The 19,907-nt window shown below is 44.8% G+C and carries 12 protein-coding genes; all 12 read left to right on the forward strand.

Features of this window, described 5'->3' with window-relative positions; genetic code table 11:
• Positions 1-141: 141 nt before the first annotated feature.
• Entirely contained in the window at positions 142-573 is a 432-nt protein-coding gene (fabZ, locus tag ADU23_RS11035; protein ID WP_053373796.1) for a 3-hydroxyacyl-ACP dehydratase FabZ, read from the forward strand.
• Positions 574-606: 33 nt separating this feature from the next.
• Positions 607-2,331, forward strand: a complete 1,725-nt coding sequence (locus tag ADU23_RS11040; RefSeq protein WP_053373797.1) for a phospho-sugar mutase — start codon at positions 607-609, stop codon at positions 2,329-2,331.
• 35 nt (positions 2,332-2,366) lie between these two features.
• Entirely contained in the window at positions 2,367-4,508 is a 2,142-nt protein-coding gene (locus ADU23_RS11045; RefSeq protein ID WP_053373798.1) for a DUF5693 family protein, read from the forward strand.
• Entirely contained in the window at positions 4,472-5,650 is a 1,179-nt protein-coding gene (gene csaB / locus ADU23_RS11050; protein WP_053373799.1) for a polysaccharide pyruvyl transferase CsaB, read from the forward strand. The genes ADU23_RS11045 and csaB overlap by 37 nt, the downstream gene beginning before the upstream one ends.
• 64 nt (positions 5,651-5,714) lie before the next feature.
• Entirely contained in the window at positions 5,715-6,419 is a 705-nt protein-coding gene (locus ADU23_RS11055; RefSeq protein ID WP_082198476.1) for a WecB/TagA/CpsF family glycosyltransferase, read from the forward strand.
• Between the two features lie 103 nt (positions 6,420-6,522).
• The gene (locus tag ADU23_RS11060; protein WP_053373801.1) at positions 6,523-7,665 is read left to right on the forward strand and encodes a glycosyltransferase family 4 protein; all 1,143 of its coding nucleotides are present in this window, start codon (positions 6,523-6,525) and stop codon (positions 7,663-7,665) included.
• A 259-nt stretch (positions 7,666-7,924) separates the two neighbouring features.
• Positions 7,925-12,034, forward strand: a complete 4,110-nt coding sequence (locus ADU23_RS11065; protein ID WP_053373802.1) for an S-layer homology domain-containing protein — start codon at positions 7,925-7,927, stop codon at positions 12,032-12,034.
• Between the two features lie 490 nt (positions 12,035-12,524).
• A complete protein-coding gene (locus ADU23_RS11070) occupies positions 12,525-15,227 on the forward strand; it encodes an S-layer homology domain-containing protein (RefSeq protein ID WP_053373803.1) in 2,703 nt (900 codons plus the stop codon).
• 201 nt (positions 15,228-15,428) lie between these two features.
• The gene (locus ADU23_RS11075) at positions 15,429-17,531 is read left to right on the forward strand and encodes a hypothetical protein (protein WP_053373804.1); all 2,103 of its coding nucleotides are present in this window, start codon (positions 15,429-15,431) and stop codon (positions 17,529-17,531) included.
• 86 nt (positions 17,532-17,617) lie between these two features.
• Positions 17,618-18,097 carry a hypothetical protein gene (locus ADU23_RS11080; RefSeq protein WP_053377579.1) on the forward strand — a complete coding sequence of 160 codons (480 nt, stop codon included), beginning with the start codon at positions 17,618-17,620 and terminating at the stop codon, positions 18,095-18,097.
• Positions 18,098-18,210: 113 nt separating this feature from the next.
• On the forward strand, positions 18,211-18,486 hold the full coding sequence (locus ADU23_RS11085) for an alpha/beta-type small acid-soluble spore protein (RefSeq protein ID WP_053373805.1): 276 nt from the start codon (positions 18,211-18,213) through the stop codon (positions 18,484-18,486).
• A gap of 162 nt (positions 18,487-18,648) precedes the next feature.
• The gene (gene metK / locus ADU23_RS11090) at positions 18,649-19,863 is read left to right on the forward strand and encodes a methionine adenosyltransferase (protein WP_053373806.1); all 1,215 of its coding nucleotides are present in this window, start codon (positions 18,649-18,651) and stop codon (positions 19,861-19,863) included.
• The last annotated feature ends 44 nt before the right edge of the window (positions 19,864-19,907 follow it).

Here is a 19,907-nt window from a genome sequence, read left to right on the forward strand (position 1 = left end):
GGCGAAGGACACTTCTGGTCCAAGCAGCCAAGCCCCTTATCTTAACCTCCATAAACTGCAGTTTTATGAGGGATATGCATAGTGTCGTACAATTACACCGTTTTTATACTACTCAACCTTTGAAAGGGGCTTTTTTCTAACATGTTGGACATTAATCAAATTCAAGAAATCATTCCGCACCGCCCGCCGTTTCTGCTAATCGATCGTATTTTGGAGGTTGAGCCAGGCGTAAGAGCAGTCGGTTTGAAAAATGTTACGATGAACGAGCCTTACTTTGCAGGTCACTTTCCCGGCTATCCGGTTATGCCTGGCGTACTTATAGTAGAAGCGCTTGCGCAGGTCGGAACAGTTGCGATGCTTATGATTGAAGCGAATCGCGGCAAGCTGGGCTTTTTTGCGGGCATTGACGGTTTCCGTTTCCGGGGGCAAGTAAAGCCTGGAGACACGCTGACGCTTGAAGTGCAAATAACCAGGCTGAAGGGTTCTATCGGCAAAGGGCAAGGAACAGCAAGAGTAGGCGATCAAATCGTTGCCGAAGGCGAGCTAATGTTTGCTTTATCAAATCCTTCATAAATTAAAAATGATGAATGAGAGAGGCTGATAATTATGACAACTCCAACTAATGATACTGTGATTGCTAAATATGAGGCTTGGCTTAATGATCCGCTTATCGATACAGCGACGAAGGAAGAGCTTCGCGGCCTTGAAGGGCAAGAGAAGGAAATTACGGATCGTTTCTATCGTGACCTTGAGTTCGGTACGGGGGGCTTGCGCGGCGTGATGGGCGCAGGGACAAACCGTTTGAACGCCTATACAGTCGGCAAAGCGACGCAAGGACTTGCCAATTGGCTGCTTGCAGGCGCATCAGCCGAAGCTGCGCCGTCGGTTGTCATTGCGCATGACTCCCGTAACTATTCGCCTGAATTTGCGCTTGATGCTGCGCTTGTGCTTGCAGGCAACGGCATTGTCACTTATTTGTTCTCTGCGCTTCGTCCGACACCTCAGCTTTCCTATGCGGTGCGCGAGCTAAAGGCCTCCAGCGGTATCGTTATTACGGCTAGCCATAATCCGCCTGAATATAACGGCTACAAAGCATACGGCTCTGACGGCTGCCAGCTCATCCCTGAGGAAGCTGAACAAGTGATTTCAGCGATCAGCCAAATTGCTGGTTTCGATGAAGTGAAAAGGGTAAGCCGCGAGGAAGCGGAAGCAAAAGGCTTGCTTCGCTGGCTTGGCGAGGAAGCCGATCAACAATATATCGATACGGTAGTTGCACAAAGCTTAAATGCGGATCTTATTAAAGGTGGAATCGGCGAAAAGTTTAGCGTCGTGTTTACGCCGCTGCATGGGACGGGCAATATGCCCGTACGTGAAGTGCTAAAAAAAGTCGGCTTCAACAATGTCCACATCGTTCCCGAGCAGGAGCAGCCAGACGGCTATTTCAGCACGGTGAAATCGCCTAACCCCGAAGAGCGGGAAGCGTTCACGCTGGCGATTAAGCTTGCTCAGGAGGTGGATGCCGATATCATTATCGGTACGGACCCCGATGCCGACCGAATGGGCGCTGTGGTGAAAAACAACGAGGGCGAATATGTGGTGCTTACGGGCAACCAATCCGGTGCGCTGATGGTTCATTATGTGCTTAGCCAGTTGAAGGAGCGCGGCCAGCTGCCAGACAATGGCGTTGTCGTTAAAACAATCGTGACTAGCGAGCTCGGCGCGGAGATTGCCCGCTCGTACGGGGCAGCCGTTGAGAACACGTTAACCGGCTTCAAATATATCGGAGAAAAAATGACTCGCTATGAGCAAACAGGCGAGCGTTCCTTCTTGTTTGGCTATGAAGAGAGCTATGGTTATTTAACGGGAACCTATGCGCGCGATAAAGATGCTATTGTTGCTGCGTTATTGATTTCGGAAGCTGCGGCATACTATAGCAGCCAAGGAAAAACATTGTATGACGTGCTGCTTGAGCTCTACGCAAAGTTTGGCTTCTACTTAGAAGGGCTAGAGTCACGCACGCTTAAAGGCTTTGACGGGGTACAAAAAATCGGTGCCATTATGGATGATTGGCGCCAAAATCCGCCAGCAGAAATTAGCGGCGTTAAGGTAGAGCGTGTGCTCGATTACGGCAAGGGCCAAGACGGGCTTCGCCCAGAAAACGTATTGAAATATTTGCTTGAGGACGGCTCATGGTTCTGCTTGCGTCCATCCGGTACGGAGCCGAAGATCAAGGTTTATTTTGCGGTCAAGGGCGAGTCGAACGATTCTGCTTCTGCTGCGCTGCAAACGTTGAAGACAGCCGTTATGGAACGGGTAGACCGAAACGAATAGAACGATAATCAACCTGTTTAGAACGGAGGAATTACGTGTTTTTACGTTGGCAGCAATGGAATCGGCGGGCAAGGTTTGTATTATGGGTAATTGCAATAATAGGGGTAGCGGCAGCATTGCCGCTCGGCGCCGTCCGTATGGAAATGGAGAAATCATCGAAGCAAGTGGAGTATGTGTTTGATTACCGGGATATTGCCGAGGTAGCTGAGAAGCAGGCTAGGCCGCTATCTTTCCTGACGGAGAAGCTAGCGTTGCTGAAGGAATCCGGCATTACGACGATGGCCGTCTATGAGAGCTCGCTTAAGGAACTGCAATTATCGGGCAGATTGACGTATTACAGCTCAAGGGATGCAGCCATGCTGCAAGGCAAGTTTGAAGCTGTCGGCCAGAACTTTACTTATATTTTATTTAGTGGACCTAAGGAAGAAGAGCTGATCGGGCCAATTGTCCGTAAAGCATTCGATCGTTCGGAAGCGGTATACAGCGATTGGTCATTCGGCGGACGCAACGGCATTGTCGTTGAGATTCCGATTGCGGAAGCGATTATGAAAACGTTGGATTTTGACCCGATGTCGCTGCAAACGATCCACGACGCAGGCCTAGGCATATTGCCGCGTTTCTCTGACCGCGTTAAGCCTTACAACCAAGCGGATACAGAAGAGGTTCTTGCGAATTTAAAAGGCTACGGCGTAAATCGCGTATTGTTTGATGGCGATAAAGTAAAGGGCGCATCCGATCAAGCGACGGATAACAGCCTTACTGAATTCGGCGAGCTGTTAAAAAAATACGATATGGGCGTTGCCGTAATCGAAAATTTAAAAAAACCGCAAGAAGGCATAAATAAATTAGCATATATTACAAACTATAATGCAGTAAGGTTATATTCCTTGTCGGAGACCGATGGGATGACCATGACGACAAGCGCGATTTCGGACCGTTTTCTTTTGGCGGCAAAAGACCGGAATATCCGTATGTTTTTCATTAACGGCATGGTAGAGTCAAATACCGAAAAAGCTAAAGTCGTTCATTCCTTGGATAGGCTTGCTGAAGCGATGAGCGCAGAAGACGGCGTGGTCGCGAAGCTTTCGAAGGATGGCTTTACGCCAGGTACGCCAAAACCGTTCGACTTTGATCCGCCATCATGGAATAAGCCGGTGCGGGCAGTGGTTGCCTTGGGTGCAATTGCTCTCATCGCCTTGCTGGTTGGCGCGTTCATTCCCGGTGTATATATTCCAGTCTTCGCAATCGGCCTTGTCGGAAGCGCAGGCTTGTATAAGCTCAACAGCTCGATCATGGAGCAAGGGCTTGCTCTAGGTGCGGCAATCGCAGCTCCTACGCTCGCGCTTGTATGGGTGATGAACCGGATTTATGCCCGTACGGTTGGCGATCGGCGCGTCATTGGCGGACCTAATTGGTCTGTGGGCCGCAGCCAGCAAGGACAAGCTCCACAGCCAGGCGCCATCTATGAGAATGGCTCCCGCATGAAATGGCTGTTCCCCGCATTGTCCACGGGAAGGCGTTTTGGACTGGCGTTGAACTGGTTTATCGTAGCGACATTGATCTCGCTAATGGCCGTTCCTATTTTATTCGGATTGTTGAATAACATTACGTACAATTTGAAGCTGGAGCAATTCAGAGGCGTGGGCTTGCTTCATTTGGCACCTATAGCACTCGTTGCTATCTATGTGTTGCTATACAACAGTCAGATTACTGTGGGTAGATTGAAAGCACTGCTTACGAAGCCAATAACGTTGACATGGATTATTTTGGCGGCAGTGATCGGAATCATCGGCTACTACTATCTGTCTCGTACAGGCAACAGCGGACAAGTATCGTCCATTGAGCTGGTTATTCGCCGCTTTTTGGAATCAACCGTTGGCGTGCGGCCGCGCTTTAAAGAGTTTTTGCTCGCGCATCCGCTATTGCTGCTGGGACTTTTCCTATCGCTGAGATACCGCGCAGCATGGCTGCTTATCATTATCGGCTCGATTGGACAGCTGTCGATGGTTGATACGTTCGCGCATCTTCATACGCCGCTCTACATTTCAATCATTCGAGTACTGCTCGGATTGGGTGTAGGCGCAATAATAGGCTGTATTTTGATCGTGGCATGGCAGATCGTGGAAGGGGCAATACGTAAATGGGCACCGGCAATCGTTCGCAAATTCGTCGAATAGTAATATCGGGCTATTATGGCTTCAGCAATAGCGGTGACGAAGCGGTGCTCAGATCGATATTGCTTGCATTGGAGGAAGAAGGAGCGGCGCAGGGCGTTCGGATTGAACCGATCGTCCTGTCGGCTGATCCGGCGTGGACAAGCCAGATGTATGGCGTTGAATCCGTAAGGCGAATGCACCCAGCTGATTTATGGAAAGCGCTGCGGGGCAGCGATGGTCTGATTAGCGGAGGCGGCAGTCTCTTGCAGGATGCTACCAGCGCCAAAACGATTCCTTATTATACGGGAGTCATGAAGCTCGCACAGATGCTTGGCAAGCCTACATTTGCATATTCGCAGGGAATTGGCCCTGTGAATCGCCGCTGGATGGACCCTCTCATCCGCAGCGTCATGAAGCGCAGCGCGTATGTATCGGTACGCGATGCAGAATCCGCTGCTTTGCTGGGACGAATTGGCGTTCCGGCGGAGCAGATCGAGGTTGTTCCCGATCCGGTTATGGGCTTGCCGCTGCCGGGAGGCGCGCATGCTGAAGTTCAGCTCAGCTTGCAGGTCGGACAAGCCTCGGCTCCGCCAAGTACGGAAGCTCCGCCGCTAGTCGGCGTGTCGCTGCGCCACTGGCGCAGCGACGGCGCCGATCTCGCCCGCGCCGTCGAAGCGCTAGTCGCGCTGTCGAAGCGCATGCCTGTGCGGCTGCGCTTCCTGCCGTTCCACACCCCCTCCGACCAAGAAACGTCGGAGCAGGTGATGGAACGGCTGCGCGGCAGGCTCGGCTCCGGCTCCACCGCCGAGCTGGCCGCCCCCGGCGACGACCCGCAGCAAATGCTGCTTGAGGTCAGCCGGTGCGACGCTTTGTTCGGCATGCGCCTCCATGCGCTCATCTATGCAGCAGGCCAAATGGTTCCCATGCTTGGCCTCTCATACGATCCCAAAATCGATCAGTTTCTGAATCGATTAGGGCTAAGTGCAATCGGCACGACGGAGTCGCTGGATGCCGAAGCTTTTGCAGACGCGGCAAGCTCGCTGCTGGCGGACAAGGCTGGCTGGCAAGCGAAGCATAAGCCTGCAATCGACCTTTTAAAACAACAATCGCAAAAACCGGCGCAACAAATTGTACATTTATTGCGTCATAACATATCGAGGTGAGTTCCTCTTGTCGAAACGTTTACCGACTGTGCCGATATACGGCATTCCGTTCTCGAAAGCCAGCATGGATGAGACGGTTGATTATTTAACAACAGCTATCGAAGAGAGACGCGTAACCCACGTCATTACAGCTAATCCAATCATGATCATGTCCGCGGTCGAGGATTCGAATTACAGCGCAATGATGCGCCGTGCGGACCTTATTGTCCCCGATGGCGCAGGCGTCGTATGGGCAGCTAAATATGTTGGCCATCCGGTAGCCGAGCGAGTGACGGGATTTGATCTTTTGCACCGGCTATTGCAGCAGGGCGAATCGCGCAAATGGAAAGCCTATCTGCTCGGGACTTCGCAGGAGGTTATTGAAGCGGCAGCCGAGAAGCTGCAGCTGCAGTATCCGCAGGTGCGGATCGTTGGTTACCGAAACGGATTTTTTGGACCGGAGCAGGACGAGGAAGTGGTAGCTGCGATCCGCGAGGCAGCGCCGGACTTATTGTTCGTTGCCCGAGGAGCAGATACGCAGGAGCCGTGGATTGTTAAGTTTAAGAAAAAACTAGACGTGCCTCTTATCATGGGCGTCGGCGGCAGCTTTGATGTTGTGTCTGGCAAACTGAAACGAGCCCCTGTTCTTTTCCAAAAACTTCGGCTGGAATGGTTTTATCGCTTGCTTCAAGAGCCAAAAAGATACAAAAGAATGCTTGTTTTGCCGAAATTCGTAGTGAAAGTGCTTCGCGACAAAGAAAACGTAACAAAACCTAGGCCTACACCGTGAAAATCTCGTTAAAACCATGAAAATTGGTTGAAAACGGAGTTGGAGTTTCTTTTTCAATCGGAGTATAATTCACTTCGGTAGAGAAAAAAGGGGAGTTGCACACATGCCGGTTGGCTTGCTGTATTCAATTGGGTTCATAATCGCTCTAGTACTTGCCATTGCGATGACGCCGCTTGTTAAGAAGTTCGCATTTAAAGTTGGCGCAATAGACAAACCAAACCACCGCAAGGTACATACGCGCATTATGCCGCGTCTTGGCGGTCTAGCTATTTATATTGCATTCGTAGGCGCATTTTTTATACTGTCGCCATTTATTCCGGAGGGACTGCTTCGCCCTCAAGATTCGAATATGATCAACGCGCTGCTAGTCGGCGGTACGATGATCATTATTTTAGGAGCATTCGACGACCGCTTCGAGCTGTCGGCAAAAGTTAAGCTTCTAGGCCAAGTCGCAGCAGCATGCGTTGTCGTGTTTGGCTTTAACGTAAAGATCGACCTGCTGAACATTCCGTTCGGCGAAACGATGCAGCCGATCGCCGGCTGGATCAGCATTCCGCTCACGATTCTATGGATCGTTGGCGTCACGAATGCGATTAACTTGATCGACGGCCTAGACGGACTCGCTGCCGGAGTATCCGGCATTGCAATCGCAACGATCGTCGTGATGGCATCGCTGATGGGCTTCCAACCGGTTATCCTGCTAAGCACGTTGCTGCTTGGAGGAATCGTAGGGTTTCTCGTATTCAACTTCCATCCCGCAAAAATATTTATGGGCGACTCCGGCTCGCTGTTTCTCGGCTTTAGCCTAGCAACGCTTTCGATGCTTGGATTCAAGCAAGTGACGATCGTATCGTTTGTAACGCCGCTACTTATTATCGGCGTACCGCTTTCGGATACCTTCTTCGCAATCGTTCGCCGCTGGGTGAACAAACGCCCGATTTTCGCACCGGATAAAGGCCACTTGCATCACAGGCTGCGCGACCTTGGCTTTAGCCACCGCCGCACCGTCTTGATCATTTGGGGAGTTGCTGCGATATTCGGCGCTTTGGCTATCGTGCAATCGGCAGTCGTGCAATCAAGCGCTGCGAACTGGATCACCTTCGCCGTCATTTGCTTGCTGATGTTCTTCCTGCAAATCGGGGCAGAGGTAACCGGAATCGTAGACAAAACGCGCAGGCCGCTAATAAACTTTTTAAACCGAATGAGGCTTCGGCTCAAGGTTGATGCTGAATCCAGATCCAAATAATCAAGGGCTCTGACTCCGTAAGGGGATCAGGGCTCTTTTTTTTGTGCTAAATTGCTCATTTCACTAAAAAAATGGAAGCCAAAAACCGATAACTACAATACAGAACTTTTCTGCGGTCAGCGTATCTTGCTGCAATGCTCGAAAGCTGGCTAAAGAGGAAAAGGGAGGAAGGTTTATTCGGAAGCAAGTAGCACTGTCGTCTGTTCATCTCATACTCAAATACCCATGCTCGTCATATACATAAAGGAGGAACATTGTTTTGAAAAGAATACTTTCATTAGCGCTTACGCTGGCATTGTTGATTACATTGTTGCCGCCGTTCGGTAACTCTCAGCCAGCTATGGCTGCAGGCTCTTATTTTCTATTTTCCAACGAAAATGCATCAGCGGGAAGTGCACGCATTGTATCCAGTCAATCCGTAAGGCTCGAGGGTACGATTAACGGAGTTGTTGGTAATTCAATCAGCTACAATGTAAAACAAATTACTCTAAACGGAACTACAGAAAAAGAAACGAACACAACAGAAGAGATCACAACGGGCATCTCCACATCCAGTGGGGATAACAGCATCGTGATTTCTAACCTAACTCTCTTTCCTGGTCTAAATAAGATAACGTTCAAAGGAATCGCAGGCACATCTACGGTCAGCGAATCTATCTATATTGAGTATCGCAACAGTCCTATGCTTTATGATCTAAAAACTACTTTTGAGAACAAAGACTATGCAATGCCGGAAGATCAACCGACTATGCTTTATTCAACGGCGCCTGTTGTTATCCAAAACGGGGAGATCGTTATTTCTGGTAAAGCGCCAAATGCGCAAAAAATAACAGTAGTTATTAATGGTAGAAGCTACGAATTTAATGTCTCTAATTCTACTAGCGACAGCCGGTTTAGCACCTCTTTGCTGAGCATACAGAAGGGGATCAATACCATTGTTTTAAAAGTACACAATAATGGTCAAGTGGTAGAGACGACACGCGAGGTTGCCTTCTATAACGGTGAAGTGACATTTTATGATTTGAAGATGACAAGAAATACGCAAACGGCTGCTTTGGAGCCGAATTTGAACTTCTCTTCTGACGCCATTACAGCTGACGCGATCCAAGTATCCGGCAATGTGATATTGCCGCTTCCTTTATATGATGTGACGGACATCGATGGTGACGGAGATAAAGCTGAAACCGTGACCGTATCCGCAGCTAATCTTGAAAAAATGTTAAGCATGGAACTGAAACAAGGAGCATCAGCAGCAACATCTGCAAGTCCGATTACCGGCTCAGTTACATTTACTCCAGGAACCATTGATAGCACAACTAAATTCATTACGGTATCCTACAAGTATAATTTACCTGCACTAGCGTATGACCAATCCAATCAAATTCGTTTTATTGCTCCCAATGCAAATACTCTTCAAGGCTCGGATTGGATACCATTTGTCGTACGTGATAGCGGGAAATCCTATATTTACGATATCAATTATTTGTCAGGCTACGATCATTCCATGATTACTCCTATAAATGCAGGAAGGCTTCAAGGATTGCAAGGTACAGATATTCCTAATGACGGCGTCAATGTATATTCGATGCCAATGGGGGTAGAAGTATTGGTCGGCAATTATGGCAGCCTTACCAGCCCTTACGCTGACCTATTCACGATAAACGGGAAAAAACAAGCGGATACCGATTCCGGCTTTTCGCAAATTAACCATTCCGAAATTGTTTACCGTACGGTAAATAACCAACAAACGCCGTTTTTGCGGTTGTTTATTGAAATCAATAAGCTGCCAACATCCGGAACGAATTCAATCACTTTCAAGTTGAATAACGGCACAAGCGAAGTAAAAACAATCATTGCCAAATTATTGTATGGACCTTACGTGAAGTTCAATACTTTAGTTGAAGGAATGAAGGTGGATTACGATTCGGTAAGAGAGACAGACCCAACGATTTTGTTAAATAGATTGGGTATGTTTAGCGGACAATTATTTAATGTAGCCAATGAGTCGGAAGTTGTTTACAGTGGTGTGGGACAGTCTGTATTCCTCTACATTAATAATGTCGAGATTCCGCTCACTGCAGATGTAGTGAAAACAAAGTTTAAACCAACGGGCTCAGCAGCAACTATATTTAATATCCTTAATAAAGCAGGGGAGAACACAGTTAAATTTGTTTTCCGCACGCAAAAAAATAACTATGAGAATACTTTTAAATTCAGTGTCGTACCGACGAACTTACCAGTCATCCCAGCTCCTGGAACTGATGGAGTGTATCCATATAGCGCGAATCTGCCGCAACCGCTGCCGAACGATGCGAATTTTCCAAAACAAGGAAGCATCTATACGACTAAAGAAGCTCGTTTGAATGTTTATGGCACATTTGATTTCGTTGACCTTGGAGGGGAAACTTCTTTTAGCAATGGTCATACGAATTTGGGAACAACTCAAGGTCAATACATTATTAGAATTTCCTCACCGAACTGGAAATCAGATATAAAATGGGATCTGACGAAGGAATTTACGCCTACCAAAAAAGGGGTGCCATTGCCGGCGTATGCAACAGTTCCGTACAATAGCGGTTCTGGCCAAAACGTATCTAATGGAGATGCTAAAGTAGATTTCTTCTATGACGTAGAAGGTCAATACTTTTACTTTAAAATCATTAACCAAAAAATGCCTGAGGATGGAAGCTCTCAAGTATATTCGATGACCGTTTTCAATAGCGGCGAGGCAGGCCCTAGGGCAACCTATCGAATGGAGATTGATTCCACATCAATTCCATACTCCATTTTGGCACCGCTTGTTGAAAAGCGCACGACTAACCAGAATTTCGTCGAAGTAGTGATAGCTTCACCAGGAGCTGACACACTACTAATTGGCAAAGAAGTTGCCAAAAAAGTGAAATTCATTGACTATAGTCAAAGCACGCCGCAATTCATTGATGCTTTCAGCATCACGGTGAAGGATTTGAAACCGAATAAGGATACTGATATTAAATTCACCATTACGCGCGGACAGGATAAAATTAACGATTCCTTTAAAATGGTCTATCAGCCGGCAAATATTCCAGGCGCACAGTATCTTCAGAAGATGCAAAGCTCTCATAAAGTATTTGATGGCAACCTTGTCCTAGCATTTGCCAAGAACAGCAAGCTGGTACGTCCGTCATATAATTCTTCTACCAATTATTCGGGACAAGTCTATAACGGCAATGACATCTTGTTTGCTATTGCAAATCCAAATGATGGTATCGTTGACCGTCACGAATTCGAAAGCCAGCCGCCTAACTATTCAGCAAATAGCTTGGCTGAAGGCAACCTGCATATTGGATTTAGATTCCAAGATCAAGCCAGACAATTCATTAAGGCGAGCCCGCTATTTTGGATAGATGGCGGACAAGCGGATAATCCAGATCCAAGCTCGCCTGCGTTTGATCCTGTGACTACAGGAACAGACCCGTTCCCGTTTCCAAACATTGTAGGGAAAGCAACGGACAGTTTTGCTAAACGCTGGAATAAATTCGGACTTGAGCTAGCTCCAACCGCACCGGGTAAGCTTACGCTATCTTACGACAGCAATGTTTCGCAAAGCGCAGGTACAACAATAACGGTATTCCGCTTTGACCCTTACAATAGTACATGGGAAAATATTGGCGGTGTCGTAGATGAGAAGAAGCACACGATTACGGTTCCATTTACAAAATTCGGCTATTATGTTGCAGTTAAACTAACTCGTGGATATAACGATATTAATGACCACCCTTATGCTCGTGAGGCTATGGAGGCTATTTATTCAAAAGGCGTTATGAATGCTGTTGATCCGATTGGTGTTTTTGGTGCCGATCGTTATGTAACCCGCGGTGAATTCACGCGTATGATCATTCGCGCATTAGACATTCCTATGAATTATGGCGGGGCTATGCATTTCTCTTATTATCCAGAAACAATCACAAATGCAAGCAACGCAAATGCCATTTATGATTATCGTTATATCGAAACAGCGGCACGTGCAGGGTTTGTAAGGGGCACAAGACCAGGATTCTTCGATGAAGATATAGATTTATCCCGTCAAGATGCATCGGTTGTTTTGGCCAGGGCTCTGAACCTGAAGCTGGAGACAGATGCGAAAAAAGCAAAAGCAACGCTTGATAAAACGTTCAAAGATTCCGGTAACTTTGACTATTATTCAATACCAGCGGTTATCGCTATTCAGAAAAAAGGTTTTATCCAAGGATCCTTAATTGATCCAAGCAATCCAAAATCCGGATCTGTATTCGAACCCAAAGCAAAACTGCTTCGCAGCGATGCTGCCATAATAATGGCTAGAGTAATGGCTGATTTGAAGAAGCTGCCTAATATCTATAGCAAGTAAGAAGCCCTAACAGACCGGCATTCGAGCCGGTCTGTTTTTATCACTCTCAATAAAGAGAAACATTATCCATGGAAAAACTTTAGCATCGACGCTATCTATGAAAACAAGCTATACTAACAAAGTAATCTGTAAGGTATACAGATGGAGTACATAAGTGAGAAAAAAGACGAACGAAAAAACTTTAAAAGTTTTTTTAAAATCATCGCAACTTTTCACTGTCGCGTGCGTTTAAATACATGACGTTGTAACAAACACATGATTTGATGCGCTAGACCTACTCTTGCTGGTAACAAATTGGAATGAATTCTCAACTTCCTCTTTACGGTACGGCGCGCCCATTGTATAATGTTATAGTGGTGTCGCTACTCTAGCAATTTTCTAGCCTTTTTTACAAGTTTCTACGACATGATTTTACAAATGGGTTTATCATGATCGTGGACATCATTTATATCAAATCTATGCTCAACTCTGGAAAGGGGGTGAATCAGCTATGAGGAAAAAGAGCAATTCACTATTTAAACAAAACTCTCAACAACCGCATGTATTTAGAGGAGGAGAAATAAAGGTTATGAAGAAAAAAATAGCAGCATTTGTACTATCGGCAGCGTTAGTACTTCCAACATCTCTTACAGCTTTTGCAGCAACAACACCATCTGATGTAGTAGGTAAGCCAAATCAATCCGCGATTGAAGAGCTTGCAGCACTTGATATCCTAAAAGGTTATGAAGATGGTACTTTCAAACCAGAAAACAACATTACTCGCGCTGAATTGGCAAAAGTAATCGTTGCTGCAACTGGTAGCGAAAAAGCCGCTCTTGCACTTCAAAACGTTAAATCGCAATTTAAAGATGTTAAAACAAACGAATGGTACACTGGCTACATAAACGTAGCAGCTGGTAAAGGCTTCTTGCTTGGCGACAAAGGCACTGGTAAATTCCGTCCAAGCGACAACATCAAGTTTGAAGAAGTAACAGCTATCATTGTTCGTGCTCTTGGTTACCAAGACAAAAACTTGACTGGCGCTTGGCCATACAACGTTTTGTTGAAAGCTGAATCGCTTAACCTGTTCAACAAAACAACACTTGCACAAGGCACTGTTACTACACGTGGTGTAGTTGCACAACTAGTAAGCAACGCTCTTGGCGAAGATCTAGTTCAATGGAATGCTGACGCGCAATTGTACACTAACACTGGAAAATTGCTGATTTCACGTCTTGGAACAACTTCGGAGCAAGTTTTGAACTCTGCAGTTCTTGATTCAAACGGTCGCATCGTTTTGAACAACGTTCCAAAAACATTGGCACCTAAATTTATCGTTACTGGCGGCAAAACTTTGTCTGACCTTCTTGCTCACAACTTGACTGTACTTACAGATACAGACGGTAAAATCCGCGCTATTACGGATAACCAAGTTGCTGACAACGTAATTTCAGGTAAACTTAATGCTCAATTCAACAACGCAGGTCAACTTGAAGTTAAAATCGGTTCTGCTGTTAGCAAGTATGACACAGTAACATCTTCTGCTTACTATGTAAACAGCGACGCTACTGCTACTACTGACTTCCCGATTGCTAAAGATACTGAAGTTTCTGTGTTCTTGTTTGATAACACAGCTGCAAACGTTCAAGCGGGCGTTGTAGGTAAAGTTCGCGCAGTTGCATTTACAAAAGTAAACGCTGCTGATGCATTGTTCGATTCTTACATTGCAGCAACTTCTACTACTAAAGCACGTATCTTGACTCAATCCAATGTATCTGCAACTGTTGGTGACACTACTTCAGTTACAATCAATGGTGAAGCAAAAGCTGTAACTGATCTTGTTAAAAACGATGTTCTTGACGTAGTTTATAACAAAGATAAAGTAGCAGTAAAAATTTCTGCAACACGTACTGTTGTTGAAGGTAAAATTGCTAGCAAAAGCACTCAAGCTGATAATACTGTAATCTACACTGTAGATGGCAAAAACTACAATTCCGTAACTGGCGCTCTTACTGGTTCGAAAGAATTGGTTAAAGATGCTTCTTACAAATTGTTCTTGAACAAAGACGGAAAAATTGCTGGCGCTGAGTTGTTGAGCGGTGGAACTGCTGACGCTAAATACGGCATTATTCTTAACGTAGCTGGTAATGTTAAAGGTTCCGATGCATTCTCTTCAACGAATGATGTATTCAAATACTATTCCATTAAAGAGAACGCAACTAAAAACGTTAATCTTAACAAAGCAACTTGGAATGACACTAACGGTTCAGATGGTACGTTGGTTAAACTAGGTGATGATGTTGAGAACACTACTCCAACAGCAGCATTTAACAATTCACAAGCTGCTATCGTTATCTGGAACTTGAAAAAATCGGATAACAGCATCAACGGTATCGACGAAATCCGTACTTTGACAAAAACAACTACGATTTCTGAGAAAACTGACAAAACTCTTAAAGTAACAACTGGTTCAGGAACTACTACTTTCGACATTAACGAAAACACTGTTGTTCTTGACGGTACTAAAGCATTCGCTGCAAATGCAGGCGATCGTTCAATCTCTGTAAGCAACCTAGCTAGCCTTTCTGCTGGTAATAAAGTAACTCTTATTACTGAAGGTGCTTCTACGTTTGCTAAATATGTAATTGTTACTGAAAAAGCAGCTAAAGATGCTAAAGAAACAAAATACGGCTTGTTCGTAAATGCTAGCTCGAATGGCGACGACTACTCCGTAACTCTTAACATCAAAGGCACAAACGAAACTTTCGCTCTTACTGGTTCTGAAGGTAAGAAAATCTACAATGCAATCGCTGCTGATTTGACAGCTGGTAACTCGACTTACAAATCAGGTTCGAAAACACTTGTAGTATTGAAAGATACAGTTGATGCAACTGCAACTGCACAAGATCACAAAGAAGCAAGCACAGCTTATGACACATTGGGTGTTGTTCCAGCTAACAAAAACATTGCTACTGCTAGCTTGTCTGACGGTACAATCACTTTTGTAGGCGATACAACTAAATACTATGTGAACAGCGGTACTGCAATCTATGTATACGACAAAGTGTCTGACACATTGTCTACTGATGGAATCTTTGCAGACGTAACAGCTTATGCTGGCGAAGCTAACTCCAAGTATTCGATCGCTGTAGTTGGCGATTCGAACTATGGTGACTTCACACTTGCTAAAGCAATTGTTCTTGTAAAAAAATAAGTTACACAACATGAAGGAATCCGGTGAGGAAACTCACCGGATTCTTTTTTGTGTGTTCATACATAATTCATATATTCTTGTTATAATAAATAAAGCAATAAGGTGAAGTGAATGGAGGTTGCAATAAATAATTTAAATAAAACGAAACCTATTGCTTGCTTTATACGTCTATATAAAAAAAGATGCGGAGTGATAATAATTATGAACATGTTAGAAAGAAAAAGATTTTTCAAGAGCCAATTTATTTTAGCGATATTGTTGATAATGGCTCTTATATTACCGTCTCTGCCTTCAAACGCTAATGCGGCAGCGGCTGTTACAAGCTTCAAACCAGTGTACATAACGAGCAACTCATACGTAAAGCTTGAAAATGCAGATATTATTCCAAGCAGCAAAGGAAGAATGGCCAGTTTCGCAGTTACATTTTATAATGGCGGAAGTGCTCCGATTAATTTGCGTGATTATTGGGTACGATTGAAATCGACAAGCGGTACAAAGTATGTTGCGAATTTGATTGAAAGCGATAAGACCAAAAAGATGGTACCAGCTAAGTCAAATGTTACACTCACTTTTTACAGCGAGGTTCCAGCTTCTATTTCTTTGACTAATCTTGTTTTAAATGTTATTAAATTCGACTTTTCTGTAGCGGGTTATGAAAAGCAATTAGGGAAATTCACGTTCCCAGCGTCTTACTCCAATGATGTAAAAGTTAATGGTTATAAAGGCGTTAAGATAAATAATGCGGTTATAAACATGAGAATCAATAAATCGACAATTTCTAAAGGTACGGATAATAATGTCGTTAATGTTGAATTAGCGATGAGAAATACAGAAAATTTCGAGGTTAATTTGTCGAATCTTTCATTCTACCTTCAAGCCAATAATGGTGCGATGTATCAGATTAAGACGACAACGGATACAACACAAGGCGTTACATTGCGTTCCAAAATTCTGGAAAATATTAAGCTAACCGTTTCTCTACCCAAAGCAGTTTCGAGTACAGGCTTGAAATTGGTTGCAACACAGTCATACGGAGAGGCAGCTACTTCAATATCATTACCTATCGTTAAATTTCTCTTGAGCTTGAATGCGGCATCATCAACAACAGCGAATAATTATGCTTATGTGAATGGTGACTACACTTATAATGTCAAAGTGAGCTCAATCGAACGTTATTCTTGGTTGAACGAAGTGAATATTATCAGCAAAATGGAAATTACAAATTCCGGAACTAAAACTGCACCAGTACCTAAGATATCTGGCGCTATGTATCTAGGTAATAATGCCGAAATCCCGACTAAACCAATTTTATCGGATTCACAAGTTTCGTTGACACCATCCGGATCTATTTCGATTTACTATACTGGGACAGTTCCAGCGAGCACATCTCTGACTGAGTTAAAGCTTAAACTGTTTGAGAAAGAAGGAGAAACGCAGCGTGAGCTTACTACGTTGAATACACCTGCTGTTCTTACTAATAAAACAGTTGCCGTTGGATCAGAAAATACTATCAACATATTTGGACAGAAACTCACTACAAAAGTTACGGAAGTTAAAGTATTAGAAGGGTCAACTAATAATTTGTACGCTGCTTATATGGATATAACAAATAATCAAGAGACTGCAATTGCTACATCGCGTTTGGCAGGCTATCTAGAAACCGCATCAGGAAATAAGTACACGGTATCTATTATTAAAACGAACAATTTAATTAACGCTTCCAAAAAAGAGCAAGTACTGGTTACGGCCGAGTTGCCTAAAGAAGTTGATTTGGCCAATGCAAGCCTCGTTTTAGGATTAGCTTATAATGATGAGGGTATCGTAAAAGCAACAGATGCAGCTATAAAGGGATATATTAATGCAGCACGCTACGCTCTTCCATTGCCATTGCAAGAAGGAAGTAGTTTCAGTAATCTAAAAATTGGTGCCTATAACATTAACATTGATAATATTATCGCTTTCTTGAATGATACGACGATTGACGTAGATCTTAACGGTACCGTTACACGCGATACTAGCTATGATGGATTCACAAATAAGAAATTCAGTTTTGTTTTCGAGGATCTATCAACCAATTTAGTCATGCTGCAAATACCTTTTGAGATTGAAGCAGCATCAGGACAATATGTATGGAAAGCCGGTAGCAACTATACAAATATTGTTCAAAATATGTCTAACAAGCTGATTTCACCTACATTTAATGTAAGCATATATGAAGAGATCAATGGCTTTAAAACGAGACTGGTTACCAAACAAATCAAATGGTCTCCATATTTGAATTGGGCCGATCCCGCAGTAAAGTAATAATTTACCTAGTTTAAGAAGCGAAAATCGAGTATCTTTATAAAGGTATTCGATTTTTGCTAGGAGGGTTCCTTAAATTGAAAAAAATGATGGTAAGACTCACAATTGGAGCTGTTTTAGTATCTACTGGATTGGTCATTGGAATGATGAATTCCAATACAATTGAAGCAGATGGAGTTAGTACTTCTCCAGGCTCCGTAGAAGATCCAGTGGTCACCAAAAGTTATGTGGACGAGCAGCTTGCAAAATTGGGCGGTGGCACCCCTGGCGGCGGTACTACGCCAGTTGCAGAGTCAGCGTTAGAAGTAGTAACTGTTCCCGCTGGGAAGACGTTAATGGCTGGACAAGGCACTGAGGTCATTGTACGCGTAGGCAAAGCCATTGCATATAGCTCTGACGCCAGCGGTATTGCCGATCTTACAGGCGGTACTGATTTGACGAAAGGCAAAGCTGTTCCTACGAACCATTTGTTATTGTTCCCACGTGAAGGTCGAGGCATCCTTCCTGATCCAAATCAGAAGAACGGTCTTACTGTATTGGTAAAAGGAAGCTATACATTGCAATAATATGGTTAGATGCTCTACATTTTACCCGAACTGACAATAGATTATACGCTTCAAAAATGATGGATCGACGCACAATACATATGTGTTTTACATTCATTTGGAGGTGTCATTTTATGAGTCGTTCGAATAAAGTGGTAGTGCAACAAAGTAAAGCAGCGCTTAATCAATTGAAGTATGAAATCGCAGCAGAATTTGGATTAACTTCAGGAGCCTATGCAGGCACTGGTGCAGATACTGAATTTGCCGGCGAGCTTGGAGCGTCCTCTGGAGGCACAGGAGGTCAAAGCGTGCATTGGTCAGCCTTGTCTACACGGCAAGCTGGCTCAGTGGGTGGAGAGATTACAAAAAGGTTGATCGCACAAGCAGAATCGGTGCTTGGTGGTTACTAACATATTGTGTAAATCCCGACTTCCATTGACACAATGCGACATTTTAGGTATCATACTGTCTTAGAAGAGTTGTCAAACAACCTTTTCCTCCGGGAAAAGGTTCATTTTTTGTGTAGAATGTTCGCACTTATTTCATATTGAGGTTGTAGGAGGTTGATATGGATGTCGGTTAAAGGACGCCACTTGTTCACATCGGAATCAGTAACTGAAGGCCATCCGGATAAGATTTGTGATCAAATATCCGATGCTGTCTTAGATGCATTCCTTGAAGCTGATCCACACGCGCGTGTCGCTTGTGAGGTTTCTGTCGCTACAGGTCTTGTTTTGGTAATTGGTGAAATTAGCAGCCGCGCGGATTATGTTGATATTTCAGCAATCGCGCGTCGTACTATTAAAGAAATTGGTTATACACGCGCCAAATATGGTTTTGACTCCAGCACATGTGCAGTATTGACATCGCTTAATGAGCAGTCGGCTGATATTGCGCAAGGCGTTAACGCTGCGCTTGAGACTCGTGATGGCAAGGACATGAAGCAAGAGAACGAAGATATCGGCGCTGGCGACCAAGGTCTTATGTTCGGTTTTGCTACGAACGAAACACCTGAGCTTATGCCGCTTCCAATCGCTCTGTCGCACCGTATTGCACGCCGCTTGTCTGAAGTTCGTAAGAACGAAACGCTTGCTTACCTTCGTCCTGACGGTAAAACGCAAGTTACAATCGAATACGCAGATGGCAAACCAGTCCGCGTTGATACGATTGTTGTTTCTACTCAGCATGCGGAAGAAATTACGCTTGAGCAAATCCAACAGGATATTCTTGAGCATGTTATCAAGCCAGTTGTTCCTGTTGAATGGCTTGATGCAGATACTAAATACTTCATCAACCCAACTGGCCGTTTCGTTATCGGCGGACCTCAAGGTGATGCAGGCTTGACGGGCCGTAAAATAATCGTTGATACGTATGGCGGCTACGCTCGTCATGGCGGCGGCGCATTCTCCGGCAAGGATCCTACAAAGGTTGACCGTTCAGCGGCTTATGCTGCTCGTTACGTAGCTAAGAACATCGTAGCTGCAGGACTTGCAGACAAATGCGAAATCCAATTGGCATACGCTATTGGTGTAGCTCAACCTGTATCGATCAACGTAGATACTTATGGAACAGGTAAAATTGGCGAAGATAAGCTCGTTGACCTTATCACTAGCAACTTTGACCTTCGTCCAGCTGGCATTATCAAGATGCTTGATCTACGTCGTCCAATTTACAGACAAACAGCTGCATACGGCCACTTCGGTCGTACGGATGTTGATCTTCCTTGGGAACGCGTTGACAAAGCTGAGAAGCTTAAAGCAGAGGCTGGCGTTCAAAGCGGAGTATAAGCAAATTTTAAAATAGATGAACCAAAAAGCTGACCTTGAAGTAG

Source organism: Paenibacillus sp. FJAT-27812 (genome assembly GCF_001273905.1).
Taxonomy (GTDB): domain Bacteria; phylum Bacillota; class Bacilli; order Paenibacillales; family Paenibacillaceae; genus Pristimantibacillus.